Below are 17,077 nucleotides of genomic sequence, written 5' to 3'. Positions count from 1 at the left end.
GTTTTTATATGCATTTACGATATAAACAAATCGATATTTATTCTTTTTAATGGATAAAAAACACAGGCACAGTTGAGCTCATCCAGCACTCACCAGGAGCAGCACCATGAGCCTCAGACTTGGCGATATCGCCCCCGACTTCGAACAGGATTCCAGCGCCGGCACCATCCGTTTCCATGAATGGCTGGGCGACAGCTGGGGCGTGTTGTTCTCCCACCCGGCAGACTTCACCCCGGTGTGCACCACCGAGCTGGGCTTCACCGCCAAGTTGAAAGAGCAGTTCGCCGAGCGCGGAGTCAAGGCGATTGCGCTGTCTGTGGACCCGGTGGATTCGCACCACAGGTGGATCGAAGACATCAACGAAACCCAGGACACCCAGGTCAATTTCCCGATCCTGGCTGACGCCGATCGCAAGGTCTCGGACCTGTACGACCTGATCCATCCGAATGCCAACGACACCCTGACCGTACGTTCGTTGTTTGTGATTGACCCGAACAAGAAGGTGCGGCTCACCATTACTTATCCTGCGAGTACTGGCCGCAACTTCCATGAAATCCTGCGGGTAATCGACTCGCTGCAACTCACCGACAATTACAAAGTGGCCACCCCGGCCAACTGGCAGGACGGTGACGAAGTGGTGATCGTGCCTTCACTCAAGGACGAAGAGGAAATCCAGAAGCGCTTTCCCAAGGGTTATCGCGCGGTGAAGCCATACCTGCGCCTGACGCCGCAACCGAATCGTTGAAGAGCAAAAGATCGCAGCCTGCGGCAGCTCCTGCAGGCTGCGATCTTCTCGAACTCACAAAGCAGGGGATTTCAGGCCGTTTCGACGGCCTTTTTTTTCGCCCGAATCAGCGCTTATGTCATATCTCCAAATCGTATAACCAAATGAATAAATATGATTTATAGATATAACAATCAGCTGTTAAGGTCACTGCCATCAACGCGAGATCGCCCACTGCGAATCGCCAAAATAGCTTGAGGAATTCTTGAATGCTGGTCGTCTCAATCGGTGGCAGTCCTAGCCAACGCTCCCGTTCCGGAGTGCTGCTGGACCGCTCTCAGCACTGGTTGCGGGAGCAGGGTGTGGAAGTGGTGAGTTACCAGGTACGGGACTTCCCGGCCGAAGACTTGCTGCATGCGCGCTTCGATAGCCCCAAGGTGATCGACCTGCTGCAACAGATTGAAAACGCTGACGGCCTGCTGATCGCTACGCCGGTTTACAAGGCCTCGTTCTCGGGCGCACTGAAAACCGTGCTGGACCTGCTGCCCGAGCGCGCGTTGGACCACAAAGTGGTATTGCCCATGGCAACCGGCGGCAGTATCGCGCACATGTTGGCGGTGGATTACGCGCTCAAGCCAGTGCTGTCAGCACTGAAAGCCCAGGAAATGCTCCACGGGATTTTTGCCGTGGACAGTCAGATCGCCTACGGCGAAGGCAGCGCCCAGGCGCAACTGGCACCTGAGCTGGAGCAACGACTCAATGAGTCGCTGGAGCTGTTTCTGATTGCGATGGCGCGACGGCCCAAGCCGATCGATCCGAATCTGTTGAACGAACGTTTGTTGAGTGCCCGCTGGAGCATTTGAGCCCGCACTCGATCCACCCCTGAATTTGCTTCACTTCACCTTACTCAGCCGCCAACGGCCAAGCAGGTGCAGCCAAAACCCAACTGCAAAAAGGAGAGCGCTATGCGCACTGTCATTTTGCGTCGTGGTCTGGTCGCTCTGTTTGCTGCGGCTGTCACCTTCGGCGCCATTACTCAAGCTCAGGCCGAGACCCTTCGAATCGGTTATCAGAAGTACGGCACCCTGGTGCTGCTCAAGGCCAAGGGCACTTTGGAAAAACGCCTCGCCGCCCAAGGCGTGGACGTGCAATGGACTGAGTTTCCCGGCGGCCCGCAGCTGCTTGAAGGCCTGAACGTCGGCTCCATCGACTTCGGCGTCACCGGCGAAACTCCGCCGGTGTTCGCCCAGGCGGCCGGTGCCGATCTACTCTACGTGGCCTATGAGCCACCAGCGCCGCACAGCGAGGCGATCCTGCTGCCGAAGGACTCGCCGATCAAGTCGGTGCAGGAGCTCAAGGGCAAGAAAATCGCCCTGAACAAAGGCTCCAACGTGCACTACCTGCTGGTGCGCGCGCTGGAGGACGCTGGCCTGAAGTACAGCGATATCCAGACCGTGTTCCTGCCGCCCGCCGATGCCCGCGCCGCATTTGAGCGCGGCAGTGTCGACGCCTGGGTCATCTGGGACCCGTACCAGGCCGCCGCCGAACAGCAACTGGGGGCCCGCACGCTGCGTGATGGCAAAGGCATCGTCGACAACCATCAGTTCTACCTGGCGACCAAGCCCTACGCACAAAAGAATCCCGAGGTGATCAAGACCCTGGTCGAAGAAGTGCGGGCAGTCGGCGAATGGTCCAAGGCCAATCCTGAAGACGTGACCAAGCAGGTCTCGCCACTGCTCGGCCTGCCGGCTGACATCACCCTGACTTCGGTAAAACGCCAAGGCTACGGCGCGCTGTTCCTGACCCCGGAAGTGGTGGCCGCCCAGCAGAAAATCGCCGACAGCTTCTATCAGCTCAAGCTGATTCCGAAGCCATTGAGCATCAAGGACGTGATCTGGACGCCACCGGCGGCCGTGGCCAAAGCACAGTAATTCGATTCCCTAAGGAGACCACTCCATGAGCCTCAATATTTTCTGGTTCCTGCCTACCCACGGCGACGGCCATTACCTTGGCACCGCCGAAGGCGCTCGCGCCGTTGACCACGGTTACCTGCAACAGATCGCGCAAGCCGCCGATCGCCTGGGCTTCGGTGGGGTGCTGATTCCTACCGGGCGCTCCTGCGAAGATTCGTGGCTGGTGGCCGCGTCGCTGATCCCGGTAACCCAGCGCCTGAAATTCCTCGTCGCCCTGCGCCCCGGGATCATTTCCCCGACGGTCGCTGCGCGCCAGGCTGCAACGCTGGATCGGTTGTCCGGCGGGCGTGCGCTGTTCAATCTGGTCACCGGCGGGGATCCGGAAGAATTGGCCGGCGATGGTCTGTTCCTGACCCACGAAGAACGCTATCAGGCCTCGGTGGAATTCACCCGAATCTGGCGTCGGGTGCTGGAAGGTGAAACCGTCGACTACGACGGCCAGCACATCAGTGTGAAGGGCGCCAAGCTGCTCTACCCACCGATCCAGCAACCGCGTCCGCCGCTGTACTTCGGTGGCTCGTCGGAAGCGGCGCAGGACCTTGCCGCCGAGCAGGTCGAGATGGTCCTGACCTGGGGTGAGCCGCCGGCGGCGGTTGCAGAGAAGATCGCGCAGGTGCGGGCCAAGGCAGCCAAGTTGGGGCGCACGGTGCGCTTCGGCATTCGCCTGCACGTGATCGTTCGTGAAACCAACGCTGAAGCCTGGCAGGCCGCCGACCGGCTGATCTCCCACGTGGATGATGAAACCATCGCCCGCGCCCAGGCTTCGCTGTCGCGCTTCGATTCGGTGGGCCAGCAACGCATGGCCGCGCTGCACGGTGGCAGTCGCGATAATCTGGAAGTCAGCCCCAACCTCTGGGCCGGCGTCGGCCTGGTGCGCGGTGGTGCCGGCACGGCGCTGGTGGGTGATGGTCCGACCGTGGCTGCCCGCGTGAAGGAGTATGCGGACCTGGGCATCGATACTTTTATCTTCTCCGGTTATCCACACCTGGAAGAGTCGTATCGGGTAGCAGAACTGCTGTTCCCGCACCTGGACATCGAGCGTCCGCAGCTGCCCCAGGGTGCCAACTACGTCAGCCCGTTCGGCGAAATGGTCGCCAACGATATCCTTCCCAAAGCCGCGTCCCAGAGCTGAGGCGCGCCATGAAGAAAATTATCCACAACCTCGCGCCCTGGGCTTTGCCGGTACTGTTGCTGGCGGTGTGGCAGTTGTCGGTGTCGGCGGGCTGGTTGTCGACACGGATTCTGCCGGCGCCGATCGCAGTCATCGAAGCCGGCGTGAGCCTCGTTCGCAGCGGCGAGATCTGGACGCACCTGGCAATCAGCGGCTGGCGCGCTGCGTTGGGCTTTACCATCGGCGGCAGCATCGGCCTGGTGCTCGGGTTCATCACCGGTCTGTCGAAATGGGGCGAACGTCTGCTCGACAGTTCGGTGCAGATGGTTCGTAACGTGCCGCACCTGGCGCTGATCCCATTGGTAATCCTGTGGTTCGGCATCGACGAGTCGGCGAAGATTTTCCTGGTAGCCCTGGGCACGCTGTTCCCGATTTACCTCAACACCTATCACGGCATCCGCAACGTCGACCCGGCGCTGGTGGAGATGGCGCGCAGCTACGGCTTGTCCGGTTTTAGCCTGTTCCGCCAGGTGATACTGCCGGGTGCATTGCCTTCGATCCTGGTGGGCGTGCGTTTCGCGCTGGGTTTCATGTGGCTGACGTTGATCGTTGCGGAAACCATTTCTGCCAGCTCCGGTATTGGCTACTTGGCAATGAACGCCCGCGAGTTTCTGCAGACCGACGTGGTGGTGCTGGCGATCCTGCTGTATGCCGTGCTGGGAAAACTCGCCGACCTCGCTGCCCGCGGCCTGGAACGAGTGTGGCTGCGCTGGCATCCGGCTTATCAAGTTGCCAAGGGAGGTGCCGCATGACGGCTCAACAACCTCCACGCCTGCTGCGCGGGATTCCGCTGGCAGTGCGCAAGCTGCAGAAGACCTTTGGCTCGCGCCAGGTATTGCGCGAGATCGACCTGCACATTCCGGCCGGACAGTTCGTTGCCGTGGTCGGGCGCAGCGGATGTGGCAAAAGTACTTTGCTGCGCTTGCTCGCCGGCCTCGACCAACCTACTGGCGGCGAACTGCTGGCAGGCTCGGCACCCCTGAGCGCGGCGCTGGACGACACCCGCTTGATGTTCCAGGAAGCGCGTCTGCTGCCATGGAAGAAAGTCATCGATAACGTCGGCCTCGGCCTGTCCGGCAACTGGCGCCCGCAAGCGCTGGAAGCCTTGGAGTCGGTTGGCCTGGCGGACCGCGCCAATGAGTGGCCTGCGGCCCTGTCCGGTGGGCAGAAGCAGCGCGTGGCCCTGGCCCGCGCGCTGATCCATCAACCGCGCTTGCTGTTGCTGGACGAGCCCCTGGGGGCGCTGGATGCCCTGACTCGCATCGAGATGCAGCAACTGATCGAGCGACTGTGGCAGAAGCACGGTTTCACGGTGCTGTTAGTCACCCACGACGTCAGTGAAGCGGTAGCGATTGCTGATCGGGTGATCCTGATCGAAGAGGGCGAAGTCGGCCTCGACCTCCACGTGGAACTGCCGCGCCCTCGGGTTCGCGGTTCTCACCGGCTGGCGGCGCTGGAAACCGAAGTGCTCAACCGCGTGCTGTCCCTGCCCGGCGAGCCGCCGGAACCAGAACCTGTTTCACCACTGCCTACGCAATTGCGTTGGGCGCAATAACTCACCTTATCCAACGACAGGAAACAACATCATGACTATCAAGGCCATCAACGTTCGTAACCAGTTCAAAGGCTCGATCAAGGAAATCGTGCTGGGTGACGTGCTGTCGGAAATCGACGTGCAGACCGCTTCGGGCATCGTTACTTCAGTGATCACTACTCGCTCGGTCAAAGAGCTTGAGCTGGTGGTTGGCAGTGAAGTGATCGCCTTTGTGAAATCCACCGAGGTGTCGATTGCCAAGCTTTAAGGGCATGAATTTTCAGTAGGTTCGGCGGTGCGGCCTTCGCGAGCAAGCCCGCTCCCACAGGGGAACGCATTCCACCTGTAGGAGCGGGCTTGCTCGCGAAGAGGCCAGTGAATCCAGCCACCACTTAGGCTGAAGTGCTGCGTTTGTGCAGATATGGCGGCAGATACAGCCCCAGATAAGCATCAAAAACCCGCATCCCTTCCTCGGCCATACGCGGCGTGATCTGCCCGTGCTGTTGCACCGAGCGCGCATACACTCGATCCCCCAATTCCATGGCCAGGGCAAACACGTCGACATCGTCCGGCAGCTTCGGCAGTTCGAAATGCCGGTCGAACAGCTTGTGCATCAGGGCGCCAAGCTCGATGTCGTGCTGACGGTCGGCCTGGGTCACTTCGGTCAGCCCGTGCTGGGCGAGAATCAATTGCCGAGCGGCGGCGTCTTCGCTGTAGATCGCCAGCATGCGCTGTTCCACAAGGCGTGACAGGTCGCGCCAATCCTTGAGGGCCGCATGGTCGATGGGAGCCTGCAGGCAGGCGCGGAAGGCGCTGTGGACGTCGGCCGTCAGGGCTTCAAGCAGGGAAGGCACACTGGCGAAAAAGTGGTAGACCGAAGAGGGCGGGATCTCTGCACGCTCGGCGACGCTGTAGATCGACAGGCTGCCCACGCCTTCGGCTGCCAGCAGCGTACGGGCGGCGTCGAGTATCGAATCGATCCGCGCCTGGCTGCGGGCGCGGGGTTTACGAACGGGGGCGGTGCGCGTCATTGGAGACTCCTGCGGGGCAGGGGGCATTGTACGAGCAGGTATGTGTGTTGTCTGCCAGGACGCCATCGCGAGCAGGCTCACTCCTACAGTGGTAATGCGTGGTAGGAGTGAGCCTGCTCGCGATCCGCCGAAAGCGGCCATAAAAAAACGCCGTCAGCTTTACCAGCCGACGGCGTTTTTTTTACTGCAACCGCTTAAACGGTATGCAGGTACCAGTTGTACTCAAGATCGGAGATGGAGTGCTCAAACTCCTCCAGCTCGCTCTCTTTACATGCGACAAAAATGTCGATGTATTTCGGATCGATGTACTTGGCCATCACTTCGCTGTCGTCCAGCTCGCGCAGTGCATCGCGCAGGTTGTTCGGCAGGCTTTGCTCGTTCTGCTCGTAGGAGTTGCCTTCTACGGGCGCGCCCGGTTCGATCTTGTTGGTCAGGCCGTGGTGCACGCCTGCCAGGACCGAAGCCATCAGCAGGTACGGGTTGGCATCGGCGCCGGCAACGCGGTGTTCCAGACGCACGGCATCGGCTGAACCGGTCGGTACGCGCACCGCTACAGTCCGGTTATCCAGGCCCCAGCACGGTGCATTCGGCACGTAGAACTGTGCGCCGAAGCGGCGGTAGGAGTTGACGTTCGGGCAGAGGAAAGCCATCTGCGCCGGTAGGGTCTCGAGCACACCGCCGATCGCGTGACGCAGTGCGGCGTTCTGCTCGGGATCCTCACTGGCAAAAATATTCTTGCCATCTTTATCAAGGATCGAGATGTGGACGTGCAGTCCATTACCTGCCTGGCCCGGGTAAGGCTTGGCCATGAAGGTGGTATCCATCTCATGGTCGTAGGCGATGTTCTTGATCAGGCGCTTGAGCAGTACCGCGTAGTCACACGCCTTGATGGCGTCGGCGACGTGGTGCAAGTTCACTTCGAACTGCGCCGGGGCACTTTCCTTGACGATCGCGTCGGCAGGAATGCCTTGCTCCTTCGCACCTTCCAGAATGTCCTGGAGGCAGTCGACGTATTCGTCGAGGTCGTCGATCAGGTAGACCTGAGTCGAGTGCGGGCGTTTGCCGGAGATCGGCGAGCGCGGAGGTTGTGGGCGACCGTTCACGTTCTCCTGGTCGATCAGGTAAAACTCGAGTTCGAAAGCGGCACAGATCGTCAGACCCATTTCGTCGAACTTCGCTACGACCTGGCGCAGCACTTCACGAGGATCCGCGAAGAAGGGTTCGCCTTCGAGTTCGTGCATGGTCATCAACAGTTGCGCGGTAGGGCGCTTCTGCCAAGGCTCGTTGCACAGGGTATCGGGAATTGGATAACAGATTCGGTCAGCATCGCCGATGTCCAGGCCCAGGCCGGTGCTTTCCACCGTAGAGCCGTTGATATCCAGGGCAAACAGGGAGGCCGGCAGGTTGATGCCTTTCTCGTAAACCTTGTGGAGGCTGGTGCGTTCGATGCGCTTGCCGCGCACCACACCATTCATATCCGCAATCAGAAGGTCAACGTACAGAACCTCAGGATGTTCCTTAAGGAACGCGTTCGCTTCGTTAAGCTGAACGGCACGCGGGGGTACCGACATGATGCAACACCTTTGTTGTTAAAAATATCAATCATTGATCTCTTCGGGTTTCAGTCAACCCGAACGGCATGCCGAAGTCAAGCGAGGCCTTTTTTGCCCTAAAAAAGCGCCCATGAGGCATTTTTGAGGCACTTTGGGGCGTTTTTTGGCCCTGGGGAGTATTGCCAGCCGCAGGCTTGAGCGGGCCGTGTTGTATTTTTTACGGGGGTGTTGTGTAAAAAAATGAACAAGGCTAAGCTCGAATCAAACCCATAACAGCAATAATACCGGGGTGTTTCATGTCTCGCCTGCCGTTAATCGGCGTCACCGGCTGCTCAAGGCAGACCGATCAGCTGGCAGCGTCCGATATTCTGGACGGGCTGGATGGCAGTCTCTTTACTGTCTCTGCATCCAATATAGAACCGTTTGAAGCTGGCGGCCCGCACTTTGTGCCGGGTGCCTCTGGTAATTCTGCGCGCATCACCTACACACCTGTTGCTCCACGCTGCTTTCGCGGCGAGCATTCATGTGCCCGGCAATTGCAGGGGCTATCTGTACCACACGACGCCCATGCGTCAAACAACGCCTGACTTATCAGAGTCAGGAAACTCAGCCTAAGAGGCATTTATGAGTAACAACCTCGACCAGCTCACCGATTGGTTGAAAGACCACAAGATCACAGAAGTCGAATGCATGATCGCCGATCTGACCGGTATCACCCGGGGCAAGATTTCGCCGACCAACAAGTTCATCGCAGAAAAAGGCATGCGCCTGCCCGAAAGCGTTCTGTTACAGACCGTTACTGGCGACTATGTCGAAGACGACATCTATTACGAACTGCTCGACCCGGCCGACATCGACATGATCTGCCGCCCCGACCAGAACGCGGTGTATGTAGTGCCGTGGTCCATCGAGCCGACCGCCCAGGTGATTCACGACACCTACGACAAGCAAGGCAACCCGATCGAGTTGTCGCCGCGCAACGTGCTCAAGAAAGTGTTGAAACTCTATGCCGACAAGGGCTGGCAGCCGATCGTGGCGCCAGAAATGGAGTTTTACCTGACCAAGCGCAGTGACGATCCGGACTACCCGTTGCAACCGCCGATTGGCCGTTCCGGGCGCCCGGAAACTGGCCGCCAGTCGTTCTCCATTGAAGCGGCCAACGAATTCGACCCGCTGTTCGAAGACGTCTACGACTGGTGCGAGTTGCAGGACCTGGACCTCGACACGCTGATCCACGAAGACGGCACGGCGCAGATGGAAATCAACTTCCGTCACGGCGATGCCCTGTCCCTGGCCGACCAGATCCTGATCTTCAAGCGCACCATGCGTGAAGCCGCACTCAAGCACGACGTGGCCGCCACCTTCATGGCCAAGCCCATGACCGGCGAGCCGGGCAGTGCGATGCACTTGCACCAGAGCATTATCGACATCGAGACCGGCAAGAACGTCTTCTCCAATGAAGACGGGACCATGAGCCAGCTGTTCCTGCACCACATCGGTGGCCTGCAGAAACTCATCCCGGAATTGCTGCCGCTGTTCGCACCCAACGTCAACTCGTTCCGCCGCTTCCTGCCGGACACCTCGGCGCCGGTGAACGTGGAGTGGGGCGAAGAAAACCGCACCGTTGGCCTGCGGGTACCGGACGCCGGCCCGCAGAATCGTCGGGTGGAAAACCGCCTGCCGGGTGCCGACGCCAACCCTTACCTGGCGATTGCCGCGAGCCTGCTCTGCGGCTACATCGGCATGGTCGAAGGCTTGAACCCAAGTGCGCCGGTGGTGGGCCGTGGCTATGAACGCCGCAACCTGCGCCTGCCGCTGACCATCGAGGACGCGCTGGAACGCATGGAAAACAGCGCAACCATCGAGAAATACCTGGGCAAGAAATTCATCACTGGCTACGTCGCGGTCAAGCGGGCCGAGCATGAAAACTTCAAGCGCGTGATCAGTTCGTGGGAGCGGGAATTCCTGCTCTTCGCCGTCTGATGCGCTGCGGCGCGGTAGGAAATAACCGCGCCCTCACTGCAAACTTAGGAGAATTCGCATGACCAGCAACAATCCGCAAACCCGTGAGTGGCAAGCACTGAGCAACGACCACCACCTGGCACCGTTCAGTGACTTCAAGCAGCTGAAGGAAAAAGGCCCGCGCATCATCACCAGCGCCAAGGGTGTTTACCTTTGGGACAGCGAAGGTAACAAGATCCTCGACGGCATGGCCGGCCTGTGGTGTGTGGCGATCGGTTACGGTCGCGACGAACTGGCCGACGCCGCCAGCAAGCAGATGCGCGAACTGCCGTACTACAACCTGTTCTTCCAGACCGCTCACCCGCCGGTACTGGAGCTGGCCAAGGCCATTGCCGACATCGCGCCAGAAGGCATGAACCACGTGTTCTTCACCGGTTCCGGTTCCGAAGGCAACGACACCATGCTGCGTATGGTCCGCCACTACTGGGCGATCAAGGGCCAGCCGAACAAGAAAGTCATCATCAGCCGCAAGAACGGCTATCACGGTTCCACCGTGGCCGGCGCGAGCCTGGGTGGCATGACTTACATGCACGAACAGGGCGACTTGCCGATTCCGGGCATCGTCCACATCGCCCAGCCGTACTGGTTCGCCGAAGGCGGCGACATGACGCCGGAAGAGTTTGGCGTGTGGGCTGCCAACCAGCTGGAAGAAAAAATTCTGGAAGTCGGCGTGGATAACGTCGGTGCCTTTATTGCCGAGCCGATCCAGGGCGCCGGCGGCGTGATCATTCCGCCAGAGACCTACTGGCCGCGCATCAAGGAAATCCTCGCCAAGTACGACATCCTGTTCGTGGCGGACGAAGTGATCTGTGGTTTCGGCCGCACCGGCGAGTGGTTCGGCTCCGATTTCTACGACCTCAAGCCCGACATGATGACCATCGCCAAGGGCCTGACCTCCGGCTACATCCCAATGGGTGGCCTGATCGTGCGCGACGAAGTGGTGGCGGTCCTCAATGAAGGCGGCGACTTCAACCACGGCTTCACCTACTCCGGTCACCCGGTGGCGGCTGCGGTGGCGCTGGAAAACATCCGCATCATGCGTGATGAAAAAATCATCGAGCACGTCCACGCAGAAACGGCACCGTATTTGCAAAGTCGCCTGCGGGAACTGAACGATCACCCACTGGTGGGCGAAGTACGTGGGGTAGGGCTGCTGGGGGCGATCGAACTGGTCCAGGACAAGGCCACTCGCAAACGTTACGAAGGCAAAGGCGTTGGCATGATTTGCCGCACCTTCTGCTTCGACAATGGCCTGATCATGCGCGCAGTCGGCGACACCATGATCATCGCTCCGCCACTGGTGATCACCAAGGCGGAAATCGATGAGCTGGTGACCAAGGCTCGCAAGTGCCTGGACCTGACACTGAGTGCGCTGCAGGCCTAGGTGCTAGGCTCTGAGCGGGGTGCAAGGTTTGCATTTCGCTCAGGGCAAATAAAGGATGGGTCTTTCCTTGAAAGCCTGCCTCGGATCTTGCCAGACTACCGGTTGTTTCAGATGCCCGGCAAAGGCCGCTGAGCACGTGGTTAAAAAGAAAAATTGGAGCATTACCCATGAAGGCATTAGGTATGAAGATAGCTGGCAAGACCCTCCTGGCCATGTCCCTGATGGGCATGATGGCAGGCGCAGTTCAGGCGGACGACAAGGTTCTGCACGTATACAACTGGTCTGACTACATCGCCCCGGACACCGTGAAGAAGTTCGAAGCCGAGTCGGGCATCAAGGTGGTCTACGACGTATTCGACAGCAACGAAACCCTGGAAGCCAAGTTGCTGGCAGGCAAGTCCGGCTACGACATCGTCGTACCGTCGAACAACTTCCTGGCCAAGCAGATCAAGGCGGGTGTCTACCAGAAGCTCGACAAGTCCAAACTGCCATTGTGGAAAAACCTCAATCCTGACTTGCTCAAAGCGGTATCGGTCAGCGATCCGGGTAACGAACATGCGTTCCCGTACATGTGGGGTTCGATCGGTATCGGCTTCAACGCCGAGAAGGTCAAGGCTGCACTGGGTGCCGATGCACCAACCAATTCCTGGGACCTGATCTTCAAGCCGGAAAATGCTGCCAAGCTGAAATCCTGCGGCATCAGCGTCCTCGACTCGCCAACCGAGATGATTCCGGTGGCGCTGCACTACCTGGGCTATCCAACCGACAGCCAGGACAAGAAACAACTGGCTGAAGCCGAAGCACTGTTCCTGAAAGTCCGTCCTTCGATCGGCTACTTCCACTCGTCCAAGTACATCTCCGACCTGGCCAACGGCAACATCTGTGTGGCTATCGGTTACTCGGGCGACATCTACCAGGCCAAGTCCCGCGCGGCTGAAGCCGGTGACAAGGTGAAAGTCAGCTACAACATTCCGAAAGAAGGTGCTGGCAGCTTCTACGACATGGTCGCCATCCCTAAAGATGCCGAAAACGTTGAGGGCGCCTACAAGTTCATGACCTTCCTGATGAAGCCGGAAATCATGGCCGAGATCACCAACGCCGTACGCTTCCCGAACGGTAACGCAGCGGCAACTCCGTTGGTTGATAAAGACATCACCAGCGATCCGGGCGTTTATCCACCAGCCGACGTACTGGCCAAGCTGTATGCGATTGCCGACTTGCCGGCCGCTACCCAGCGAATCCTGACCCGCAGCTGGACCAAGATCAAATCGGGTAAATAAGAGATAGCCCTGTAGGAGCGAGCCTGCTCGCTAAAAAAGTTGCAACACCGAGGGGTGTCAGGCACCCCTCGTTATCGTTGACGACCATCGCGAGCAGGCTCGCTCCTACAGTGATGTATTCATAAAAGTTTTGCTGGAACGGTTTTTCGAGGGTAAGTTGCGCGCCGGTTTGTTGTCGGGCAGTCGAGGCTGTCATGCAGCGCTGGGCAACTTGGGCCCAACTAATTTCAGAGGACCTCCACTTGCCTATTTCTTCTTTGTTGCGCAATGCCCTGCTGGTTGCTGCCGGACTGACAGTTGCTGCCAGTGTCCAGGCCGCCGGTACGGTGCATATTTATAACTGGTCGGACTACATCGGTCAGACCACCCTGGAAGATTTCCAGAAAGAGACCGGCATCAAGCCGGTGTATGACGTCTTCGACTCCAACGAAACACTGGAAGGCAAGTTGCTGGCCGGGCGCACCGGTTACGACGTTGTCGTGCCGTCCAACCACTTCCTTGGCAAGCAGATCAAGGCCGGCGCATTCCAGAAGCTCGACAAGTCGAAGTTGCCGAACTATTCCAACCTCGACCCGGTGCTGCTCAAGCGCCTGGAACAGAACGATCCGGGCAACCTGTATGCGGTGCCGTATCTGTGGGGGACTAACGGCATCGGTTACAACGTCGAAAAGGTCAAGGCTGTGCTGGGCGTCGACAAGATCGATTCCTGGGCCGTGCTGTTCGAGCCTGAGAACATCAAGAAGCTCCATAGCTGCGGCGTAGCCTTCCTCGATTCCGCCGATGAAATGATGCCGACAGTCCTCAACTACATGGGCTTGAACGCCAACAGTACCAACCCGCAAGACTACAAGAAGGCCGAAGCCAAGTTGCTGGCGGTACGCCCATACGTCACTTACTTCCATTCTTCGAAGTACATCTCGGACCTGGCCAACGGCGACATCTGCGTGGCTATCGGTTTCTCCGGCGACATGTTCCAGGCGAAGAACCGTGCCGAAGAAGCGAAGAAGGGCGTGAACATCGCCTATTCGATTCCCAAGGAAGGCGGCGCGTTGTGGTTTGACATGCTGGCGATTCCAAAAGATTCGAGCAACGTCAAAGAGGCCCACGCCTTCATCAACTATTTGCTGAAACCTGAGGTAATCGCCCAGGTCAGTGATTACGTCGGCTATGCCAACCCGAACCCTGGGTCGGACAAACTGATGGAGCAGTCCATTCGTACCGACGAAGCGGTTTATCCGCCGCAGGCAGTGCTCGACAAGACCTACGTGTCCATCGAGCTGCCACCCAATATTCAACGTTTGATGACCCGCAGCTGGACCAAGGTCAAGTCGGGTAAATAGCTTCAAGGCTCAAACTATCCAGGTTGGCTCACCTTGAGCGAACTGCACTCTTTTTTCTGGGAGTTTCGTAAATGGCAGTTGCCTCCGGCGCCTACAAGAAAGCCCTCGAGGGCGACCAGACACCTAAACAGGTGCTGGTCAAAATCGACCGGGTCACGAAGAAGTTCGACGAGACGATTGCCGTGGACGATGTGTCCCTGGAAATCAAGAAAGGCGAAATTTTCGCCCTGCTCGGCGGTTCGGGATCGGGCAAGTCCACCCTGCTGCGCATGCTCGCAGGTTTCGAACGGCCCACGGAGGGGCGCATTTTCCTCGATGGCGTGGACATCACCGATATGCCGCCGTACGAGCGGCCGATCAACATGATGTTCCAGTCCTATGCCTTGTTCCCGCACATGACCGTGGCGCAGAACATTGCCTTCGGCCTCAAGCAGGACAAGATTCCGGCCGCTGAAGTCGACGCCCGCGTGGCTGAGATGCTCAAGCTGGTGCAGATGAGTCAGTACGCCAAGCGCAAGCCGCACCAATTGTCCGGCGGTCAGCGTCAGCGTGTGGCGCTCGCGCGCTCCCTGGCCAAGCGGCCGAAGCTGTTGCTGCTCGACGAGCCAATGGGCGCGCTGGACAAGAAGCTGCGTTCGCAAATGCAGCTGGAGCTGGTGGAGATCATCGAGCGAGTCGGCGTGACCTGCGTCATGGTGACCCACGATCAGGAAGAGGCCATGACCATGGCCGAGCGCATCGCGATCATGCACCTGGGCTGGATCGCCCAGATCGGCAGCCCGATCGACATCTATGAAACCCCGACCAGCCGCCTGGTCTGCGAATTCATCGGCAACGTCAACATCTTCGAAGGCGAAGTCATCGACGACGCGGAAGGTCACGCGATTATCACCTGCAAGGACCTCGACCGGAAAATCTACGTGGGCCACGGCATCAGCACCTCGGTGCAGGACAAGTCGGTCACTTACGCGATCCGCCCTGAGAAACTGCTGGTCACCGCCGACATGCCGACCTGCGAATACAACTGGTCCAGCGGCAAGGTGCACGATATCGCCTACCTCGGCGGCCACTCGGTGTTCTACGTCGAGCTGCCAAGCGGCAAGCTGGTGCAGTCATTCGTGGCCAACGCCGAACGCCGCGGCCAGCGTCCGACCTGGGGCGACCAGGTGTACGTGTATTGGGAAGACGATAGCGGCGTGGTACTTCGCTCATGAACATGCGCAAATTCAAACGCCGCCTCAATCGAATAATTCCCGGTGGCCGCCAGTTGGTCATCGGGGTTCCGTTCATCTGGCTGTTCCTGTTCTTCATGCTGCCGTTCTTCATCGTCCTGAAGATCAGCTTCGCCGAAGCCGACGTGGCCATTCCGCCGTACACCGAGATCTACAATTTCGTTGATCAGAAGCTGCAGGTGCTACTAAACCTCGGCAACTACGCGATGCTGGGCGACGACGAGCTGTACATTGCCGCCTACCTCGGCTCGTTGAAGATGGCGCTGATCAGCACCGTCCTCTGCCTGCTGATCGGTTACCCGATGGCCTACGCCATCGCCAGCGCCCGCAAGGAAATGCAGACGGTGCTGGTGCTGCTGATCATGATGCCGACCTGGACTGCGATCCTGATCCGCGTGTATGCGTGGATGGGCATCCTCAGCAACAACGGCCTGCTCAACGGTTTCCTGTTGAGCATGGGCTGGATCAACGAACCGCTGCAGATCCTCAACACCAACCTGGCGGTCTACATCGGCGTGGTTTATTCCTACCTGCCCTTCATGATCCTGCCGCTGTACGCCAACCTGGTGAAACACGACAACAGCCTGCTGGAAGCCGCATCCGACCTGGGCTCAAGTACCTTCAACAGCTTCTGGAAAATCACAATTCCACTGTCCAAGAACGGCATCGTCGCTGGCTGCATGCTGGTGTTCATTCCGGTGGTGGGTGAGTTCGTGATCCCGGAACTGCTCGGTGGTCCGGAAACCCTGATGATCGGTAAAGTGCTGTGGCAGGAATTCTTCAACAACCGTGACTGGCCGGTGGCGTCTGCCCTGGCGGTGGTGATGCTGGCGATCCTCATCGTGCCGATCATCCTGTTCAACCGTAGCCAGGCCAAAGAGATGGAGGGCAAGGAATGAAGCGCTTCCGTTTCTCGAGTTTCATGCTGGTAGTGGGGCTGCTGTTCATCTACGCGCCGATGCTGATCCTGGTGATCTATTCGTTCAACGCCTCCAAACTGGTGACGGTGTGGGGCGGCTGGTCGATCAAGTGGTACGTCGGCCTGATGGACAACACCCAGCTGATGGGCTCGGTGGTGCGCTCGCTGGAGATCGCCTGCTACACGGCGATCGCAGCGGTAGCACTGGGCACATTGGCCGCCTTCGTCCTGACGCGAATCACCCACTTCAAGGGTCGCACGCTGTTCGGTGGCCTGGTCACCGCGCCGCTGGTAATGCCTGAAGTGATCACCGGTCTGTCGCTGTTGCTGCTGTTCGTGGCGATGGCGCAGATGATCGGTTGGCCCCAGGAGCGTGGCATCGTCACTATCTGGATCGCGCACACGACGTTCTGTGCGGCCTATGTAGCGGTGGTGGTGTCGGCGCGCTTGCGTGAGCTTGACCTGTCCATCGAAGAGGCCGCCATGGACCTTGGCGCCCGGCCGTGGAAGGTGTTCTTCCTGATCACCATCCCGATGATCGCGCCTTCGTTGGCAGCCGGGGGCATGATGTCCTTCGCGTTATCCCTGGATGACCTGGTGTTGGCGAGCTTCGTTTCCGGGCCGGGGTCGACGACCTTGCCGATGGAGGTGTTCTCGGCCGTGCGTCTGGGCGTGAAGCCGGAGATCAACGCCGTGGCCAGCCTGATCCTGCTGGCGGTGTCGCTGGTGACCTTCCTGGTGTGGTTCTTCAGCCGTCGTGCGGAAGAGTCGCGCAAGAAGGCGATTCAGCAGGCCATCGAGGAAAGCGCTGCGGACTCGTGGAAGCAACCGGACGTGCGTCGCGCGCAGGCGCCGGAAGCGGTCCAAGGCTGACCAATCAAATAAATGGTCGACAGGATTTAACTGTAGGAGCG

17 protein-coding genes are annotated in these 17,077 nt (G+C 59.1%); 15 read left to right on the top strand and 2 right to left on the bottom strand.

What is annotated here, in order from left to right:
- Nucleotides 1-106 precede the first annotated feature (106 nt).
- From ORL50_RS01565 to ORL50_RS01535, 7 genes are all read left to right on the top strand, one after another.
- Nucleotides 107-745 (top strand): peroxiredoxin, encoded by a 639-nt coding sequence (locus ORL50_RS01565; protein ID WP_266009452.1) that lies wholly within the window; start codon nt 107-109, stop codon nt 743-745.
- 248 nt (nt 746-993) lie between these two features.
- Complete coding sequence (gene ssuE / locus ORL50_RS01560) at nt 994-1,587, top strand: NADPH-dependent FMN reductase (RefSeq protein ID WP_266009450.1); 594 nt, start codon at nt 994-996, stop codon at nt 1,585-1,587.
- 102 nt (nt 1,588-1,689) lie between these two features.
- Nucleotides 1,690-2,655, top strand: coding sequence for a sulfonate ABC transporter substrate-binding protein (locus ORL50_RS01555; RefSeq protein WP_266009448.1), 966 nt, complete (start codon nt 1,690-1,692; stop codon nt 2,653-2,655).
- 25 nt (nt 2,656-2,680) lie between these two features.
- Nucleotides 2,681-3,829 (top strand): FMNH2-dependent alkanesulfonate monooxygenase, encoded by a 1,149-nt coding sequence (gene ssuD / locus ORL50_RS01550; RefSeq protein WP_266009447.1) that lies wholly within the window; start codon nt 2,681-2,683, stop codon nt 3,827-3,829.
- 8 nt (nt 3,830-3,837) lie between these two features.
- Nucleotides 3,838-4,620 carry an aliphatic sulfonate ABC transporter permease SsuC gene (gene ssuC, locus ORL50_RS01545; RefSeq protein ID WP_266009445.1) on the top strand — a complete coding sequence of 261 codons (783 nt, stop codon included), beginning with the start codon at nt 3,838-3,840 and terminating at the stop codon, nt 4,618-4,620.
- Nucleotides 4,617-5,423, top strand: a complete 807-nt coding sequence (ssuB, locus tag ORL50_RS01540) for an aliphatic sulfonates ABC transporter ATP-binding protein (RefSeq protein ID WP_266009443.1) — start codon at nt 4,617-4,619, stop codon at nt 5,421-5,423. Before ssuC ends, ssuB begins: the two co-directional genes overlap by 4 nt.
- A gap of 31 nt (nt 5,424-5,454) precedes the next feature.
- Complete coding sequence (locus ORL50_RS01535; protein ID WP_003229256.1) at nt 5,455-5,670, top strand: TOBE domain-containing protein; 216 nt, start codon at nt 5,455-5,457, stop codon at nt 5,668-5,670.
- Between the two features lie 124 nt (nt 5,671-5,794).
- On the opposite strand, the gene ORL50_RS01530 is transcribed toward ORL50_RS01535, so the two are convergent.
- Together ORL50_RS01530 and ORL50_RS01525 are read right to left on the bottom strand one after the other, a co-directional pair.
- Nucleotides 5,795-6,433 (bottom strand): TetR/AcrR family transcriptional regulator, encoded by a 639-nt coding sequence (locus tag ORL50_RS01530; protein ID WP_266009441.1) that lies wholly within the window; start codon nt 6,431-6,433, stop codon nt 5,795-5,797.
- A gap of 194 nt (nt 6,434-6,627) precedes the next feature.
- A complete protein-coding gene (locus tag ORL50_RS01525; RefSeq protein ID WP_266009440.1) occupies nt 6,628-8,004 on the bottom strand; it encodes a glutamine synthetase family protein in 1,377 nt (458 codons plus the stop codon).
- 278 nt (nt 8,005-8,282) lie between these two features.
- Here ORL50_RS01525 and ORL50_RS01520 point away from each other — a divergent pair, with 278 nt between their 5' ends.
- The 8 genes from ORL50_RS01520 (at nt 8,283) to ORL50_RS01485 (ending at nt 17,036) form a co-directional block, all read left to right on the top strand.
- Entirely contained in the window at nt 8,283-8,573 is a 291-nt protein-coding gene (locus ORL50_RS01520; protein ID WP_266009439.1) for a glutamine amidotransferase, read from the top strand.
- A gap of 37 nt (nt 8,574-8,610) precedes the next feature.
- On the top strand, nt 8,611-9,969 hold the full coding sequence (locus ORL50_RS01515; RefSeq protein WP_266009438.1) for a glutamine synthetase family protein: 1,359 nt from the start codon (nt 8,611-8,613) through the stop codon (nt 9,967-9,969).
- 58 nt (nt 9,970-10,027) lie between these two features.
- Nucleotides 10,028-11,392, top strand: coding sequence for an aspartate aminotransferase family protein (locus tag ORL50_RS01510; protein ID WP_266009437.1), 1,365 nt, complete (start codon nt 10,028-10,030; stop codon nt 11,390-11,392).
- Nucleotides 11,393-11,574: 182 nt separating this feature from the next.
- The gene (locus ORL50_RS01505) at nt 11,575-12,672 is read left to right on the top strand and encodes a polyamine ABC transporter substrate-binding protein (protein WP_266009692.1); all 1,098 of its coding nucleotides are present in this window, start codon (nt 11,575-11,577) and stop codon (nt 12,670-12,672) included.
- 242 nt (nt 12,673-12,914) lie between these two features.
- Nucleotides 12,915-14,012: a polyamine ABC transporter substrate-binding protein gene (locus ORL50_RS01500; RefSeq protein WP_266009436.1), complete on the top strand. Its 1,098-nt coding sequence runs from the start codon at nt 12,915-12,917 to the stop codon at nt 14,010-14,012.
- 71 nt (nt 14,013-14,083) lie between these two features.
- On the top strand, nt 14,084-15,226 hold the full coding sequence (locus tag ORL50_RS01495; protein ID WP_162438400.1) for an ABC transporter ATP-binding protein: 1,143 nt from the start codon (nt 14,084-14,086) through the stop codon (nt 15,224-15,226).
- Nucleotides 15,223-16,143, top strand: a complete 921-nt coding sequence (locus ORL50_RS01490; protein ID WP_323055215.1) for an ABC transporter permease subunit — start codon at nt 15,223-15,225, stop codon at nt 16,141-16,143. The genes ORL50_RS01495 and ORL50_RS01490 overlap by 4 nt, the downstream gene beginning before the upstream one ends.
- Nucleotides 16,140-17,036, top strand: a complete 897-nt coding sequence (locus ORL50_RS01485) for an ABC transporter permease subunit (RefSeq protein WP_266009435.1) — start codon at nt 16,140-16,142, stop codon at nt 17,034-17,036. Before ORL50_RS01490 ends, ORL50_RS01485 begins: the two co-directional genes overlap by 4 nt.
- Nucleotides 17,037-17,077: the final 41 nt, after the last annotated feature.

Origin of the sequence: Pseudomonas sp. RIT-562, assembly GCF_026241895.1 — a bacterium.
GTDB lineage: Bacteria > Pseudomonadota > Gammaproteobacteria > Pseudomonadales > Pseudomonadaceae > Aquipseudomonas > Aquipseudomonas mandelii_F.
The sequence above is the reverse complement of the archived record's forward strand: the minus strand, read 5'-3'. Positions and strand labels throughout refer to the sequence as shown.

Coding starts and splice junctions, on each gene's coding strand:
- ORL50_RS01565 (WP_266009452.1), top strand. CDS start 107: ATGAGCCTCAGACTTGGCGATATCGCCCCCGACTTCGAACAGGATTCC.
- ssuE (WP_266009450.1), top strand. CDS start 994: ATGCTGGTCGTCTCAATCGGTGGCAGTCCTAGCCAACGCTCCCGTTCC.
- ORL50_RS01555 (WP_266009448.1), top strand. CDS start 1,690: ATGCGCACTGTCATTTTGCGTCGTGGTCTGGTCGCTCTGTTTGCTGCG.
- ssuD (WP_266009447.1), top strand. CDS start 2,681: ATGAGCCTCAATATTTTCTGGTTCCTGCCTACCCACGGCGACGGCCAT.
- ssuC (WP_266009445.1), top strand. CDS start 3,838: ATGAAGAAAATTATCCACAACCTCGCGCCCTGGGCTTTGCCGGTACTG.
- ssuB (WP_266009443.1), top strand. CDS start 4,617: ATGACGGCTCAACAACCTCCACGCCTGCTGCGCGGGATTCCGCTGGCA.
- ORL50_RS01535 (WP_003229256.1), top strand. CDS start 5,455: ATGACTATCAAGGCCATCAACGTTCGTAACCAGTTCAAAGGCTCGATC.
- ORL50_RS01530 (WP_266009441.1), bottom strand. CDS start 6,433: ATGACGCGCACCGCCCCCGTTCGTAAACCCCGCGCCCGCAGCCAGGCG.
- ORL50_RS01525 (WP_266009440.1), bottom strand. CDS start 8,004: ATGTCGGTACCCCCGCGTGCCGTTCAGCTTAACGAAGCGAACGCGTTC.
- ORL50_RS01520 (WP_266009439.1), top strand. CDS start 8,283: ATGTCTCGCCTGCCGTTAATCGGCGTCACCGGCTGCTCAAGGCAGACC.
- ORL50_RS01515 (WP_266009438.1), top strand. CDS start 8,611: ATGAGTAACAACCTCGACCAGCTCACCGATTGGTTGAAAGACCACAAG.
- ORL50_RS01510 (WP_266009437.1), top strand. CDS start 10,028: ATGACCAGCAACAATCCGCAAACCCGTGAGTGGCAAGCACTGAGCAAC.
- ORL50_RS01505 (WP_266009692.1), top strand. CDS start 11,575: ATGAAGATAGCTGGCAAGACCCTCCTGGCCATGTCCCTGATGGGCATG.
- ORL50_RS01495 (WP_162438400.1), top strand. CDS start 14,084: ATGGCAGTTGCCTCCGGCGCCTACAAGAAAGCCCTCGAGGGCGACCAG.
- ORL50_RS01490 (WP_323055215.1), top strand. CDS start 15,223: ATGAACATGCGCAAATTCAAACGCCGCCTCAATCGAATAATTCCCGGT.
- ORL50_RS01485 (WP_266009435.1), top strand. CDS start 16,140: ATGAAGCGCTTCCGTTTCTCGAGTTTCATGCTGGTAGTGGGGCTGCTG.